The organism is Moorena sp. SIO4G3, from assembly GCF_010692305.1.
Lineage (GTDB): Bacteria > Cyanobacteriota > Cyanobacteriia > Cyanobacteriales > Coleofasciculaceae > Moorena > Moorena producens_A.
Genome location: NZ_JAAHIG010000562.1, coordinates 1 through 4,070 on the forward strand (window position 1 = coordinate 1; position 4,070 = coordinate 4,070).

Here is a 4,070-nt window from a genome sequence, read left to right on the forward strand (position 1 = left end):
TGAAAATCCGTTCTAGAGGCACCACTGTCAAGGTTCAATCCTATAATGAGGAGCCGTATGATACGAAAGTGTCACGTACGGTTCTGGAGACTAGTCAGTGGGGTGACCCACTAACTAAGTTTAATAAAAAGACTTTACCCAATCTCAAGAAGACTCGTCCTTGGTACAAGGAAATGCATTCTCAGGTGCTTCAGGATGCAGTCAAAAGAGTAAAGTTAGCCTTTGATAAATTTATCAAAGGGGATAGTAACGGCAAGCGAAGTGGGAAACCTAGATTCAAAAAGCAGCATCGCTACCGCACCTTTACTTACCCTCAAATGAAGGAAGGATGTTTAGAGGGCAACCTGATTAACCTCCCAAAAATAGGCAAAATCAAGATTGTCCTGCACCGTCCTCTCCCGGATGGATTCAAGGTAAAAACAGCTTCGATCACCAAAAAGTGTGATGGGTACTATCTGGTTCTATCCCTGGAAGACAAAACTGTCCCTGAAATTAAACCTGACATTAATCCTGATTCAATAGCAGGTATTGACGTCGGCCTCAAGGAATTCTTAACTACCTCGGAAGGAGAAACGATAGAGATTCCACAATACTATCGAAAGTCTCAAAAAAGACTGAGGGTTATTCAGAAAAGGGTATCTCGACGGAAGAAGGGAGGCAAGAATAGACTCAAGGCTGTTAAGCAGCTTGGAAAACAACACAAAAAAGTAGCGGACAAACGGAAAGATTTCCATTTCAAGACCGCTAACTATCTACTTTCTAAATATGATGTAATAGCCCATGAAAAATTAAATGTAAAAGGACTGGCTAAATCCCGATTGGCTAAATCTGTGTTGGATGCGGGATGGTCAAGCTTTCTGACAATCCTGACAAACAAAGCCGTTCGCGTAGCGTGGCCTACGGCCTTAAATGCTGGTTTGTTGGTGGTTCCAGTAAGCGCCCAAAATACTTCGCAGAATTGTTCCAGTTGTGGAAATAAAGTTCCTAAAAAGCTGCATGTACGGTGGCACGATTGTCCCCATTGTGGATGTAATCTTGACCGTGACCATAATGCAGGGATTCGGCGAAGCCGACGCTACGCGAACAACATTAAAAACAGAGCGGCAGGGCAGTCCGTTCTTAAAGCCCAGCGCCTCCTAAGCGATGGCCGGATTGGCGCTTGTTGCCTACACTGAACCCAACGGGTCAGTGTAGGAGCTGTCACTGTTCATTAACCGGTGAGCGCTAGGATTTTGGTAACCATTCAGCTTATGCTTACTTCTTTTTTAACTGCAATTGAAAGTTTCCTGGATAATTGTTGGTGGTTAGCCCGATAAATCTATAGATACTGAAAAATCGGCTATCAGCACTCACCATTCAGCAGGTAGTGCATTAGCTGAATGCTTAGCAAATAGTATAGATTGAATCGCCTAGGAAAAAGCTAATTCGGGACTTTACTTTGCCCTGCTTAAAGCTAAGGGTTAACTGAGGTAAGCAGGACGAAAAGGGCTGTAAAAAATTATCGCTAAACTAGCCATTACCCAATACTCTTAATAAGGAGCAAAATTCGGCTCTCTTATAGCTCTGGGTGGGCTGTTAACTATTTAAAGAAATCCATCGCTCTATTGATTAACATGAAACCTTGGATTTACGGACTTGTGCAAACAAGTAGCGTTGTATTGTGTTCTCTACTGGCTGCAACTACGGCATTAGGACAAATCACTCCAGATAATACCCTCGGTAATGAAAGTTCTTTGGTAACGCCCAATGTAAATGTTAAGGGAAACCGAGCGGATTTGATAGAAGGTGGTGCGATTAGAGAAAGCAATCTATTCCACAGCTTTTCAGATTTCAATGTTGCTCAGTTCGGGCGAGTTTATTTTACTAATCCTGCTGGAATTCAGAACATCATTACTCGGGTAACTGGAACAAATATTTCCAATATTTTGGGAACTCTGGGAGTGCAGGGCAATGCTAACTTGTTTTTGATAAATCCAAACGGTATTTTCTTTGGTCCCAATAGCCGACTAGATCTAGGAGGGTCATTTTTTGGGAGCACTGCTGATGGTGTGTTGTTTGAAGATGGCACAGTCTTCAGCGCTAAAAATCCGAATGAAAAACCGTTATTAACTATTAATATACCATCTGGGTTGCAATATGGTTCCAATCCAGGAAGTATTACTAATCAGTCTTTTTTTGGGCTTCAGGTACCAAATGGTCAAACCTTAGGGCTGATTGGTGGTGAGGTGAATATTCCTGGTGGTAGCTTAAGAGCAAGCGATGGACGAATTGAGTTGGGGAGTGTTGGTTCTAATAATGTGGTGAAATTGATACCAACCGATACTAGTTTTGGGTTCGATTATTCAGGAGTTCAAGGGTTTCAGGATATTAGTTTGTCCGAGCGGGCTGGAGTTAGTACCATTGGCGAAAGTGGTGGCAGTATCCAGGTGCGGGGAGCTAAGGTGAGTTTACGCGATCGCTCTTTTGTTTTTGCGGATACCAACGGGAGTGGAAGTGGGGGTGGCATAGTTGTTAAGGCTTCACAGTTGAGTCTTGAGGGTGGTTCTGAAATCAGTACGTTTGTATTTGGCTCAGGACAGGGGGGAGATTTGACAGTGGATGCCTCTGAATCTGTTCGAGTAATTGGTGTATCGGCTAATGGTACTCTCAGTGCTTTGAGAGCCCAAGTTGTTCAAGGAGCAGCAGGAAATGCCGGAGATGTGACTATTACCACTGGGCAGTTAATCGTTTCTGATGGAGCATTTGTTTCAGCTGACACAATGGGTGAAGGGGACGGCGGAAATTTGACTGTTGATGCCGACTCAAAGGTTCAACTGATTGGTACCTCAGCCGATGGTGTGTTTCCCAGCGGCTTGTTTACTGACACTTTTGGGAAAGGAAAAGCGGGAGAGTTAAATATTACCACTGGGCAGTTAATAGTCTCTGATGGAGCGCTAGTTTCAGCTAGCACTGCTAGTGAAGGGGACGGGGGAGATGTGACTATTACCACTGGGCAGTTAATCGTTTCTGATGGAGCACAAGTTAATGCTATCACAACGGGTGAAGGGGACGGCGGAAATTTGACTGTGGATGCCTCTGAATCTGTTCAAGTGATTGGTACCTCAGCCTCGGGTGAGTCTGCCAGCGGCTTGTCTACTCAAGCTCAAGGGACAGGAAATGCGGGAGATTTGAAGATTACCACTGGGAAGTTAATGGTCTCTGATGGAGCACAAGTTTCAGCTAACGCAAGCGGTGGGGAGGCCGGAAAGTTGACTGTGGATGCCTCTGAATCTGTTCAAGTGATTGGTACCTCAGCCTCGGGTGAGTCTGCCAGCGGCTTGTCTACTCAAGCTCAAGGGACAGGAAATGCGGGAGATTTGAAGATTACCACTGGGAAGTTAATGGTCTCTGATGGAGCACAAGTTTCAGCTAACGCAAGCGGTGGGGAGGCCGGAAAGTTGACAGTGAATGCCTCTGAATCTGTTCAAGTGATTGGTCCCTCAGCCGATGGTCGGCGTGTCAGCGGCTTGTTTACTAAAACTGACGGGACAGGAAAAGCGGGAGATTTGAGTATTACCACTGGGCAGTTAATCGTCTCTGATGGAGCACAAGTTTCAGCTAACGCAAGCGGTGGGGACGGGGGAAAGTTGACAGTCGATGCCTCTGAATCTGTTCAAGTGATTGGTAGCTCAGCCAATGGTCGGCGTGTCAGCGGCTTGTTTACTGAAACTGAAGGGACAGGAAATGCGGGAGATTTGAATATTACCACTGGGCAGTTAATTGTCAAAGATGGAGCAAGAGTTTCAACTACCACTTTTGGTGAAGGGGACGGGGGAAATTTGACTGTGGATGCCTCTGAATCTGTTCAAGTGATTGGTAGCTCAGCCAATGGTCGGCGTGTCAGCGGCTTGTTTGCTCAAGCTAATCCAGGCTCAAAAGGAAAAGCGGGAGATGTGAATATTACCACTGGGCAGTTAATTGTCAAAGATGGAGCAGGAGTTTCAGCTAGCACTGCTAGTGAAGGGGACGGGGGAGATGTGAATATTACCACTGGGGAGTTAATCATCTCTGATGGAGCACAAGTTTCAGCT

2 protein-coding genes are annotated in these 4,070 nt (G+C 45.4%); both read left to right on the forward strand.

Annotated features, from left to right (window positions below; translation table 11 throughout):
• Positions 1-1,175, forward strand: a 1,175-nt coding sequence (locus F6J99_RS42710; RefSeq protein ID WP_365975367.1) for a transposase, incomplete at its 5' end; no start/stop codon positions are given.
• Between the two features lie 462 nt (positions 1,176-1,637).
• A partial coding sequence (locus F6J99_RS42715; protein WP_293122918.1) for a filamentous hemagglutinin N-terminal domain-containing protein occupies positions 1,638-4,070 on the forward strand: 2,433 nt, incomplete at its 3' end.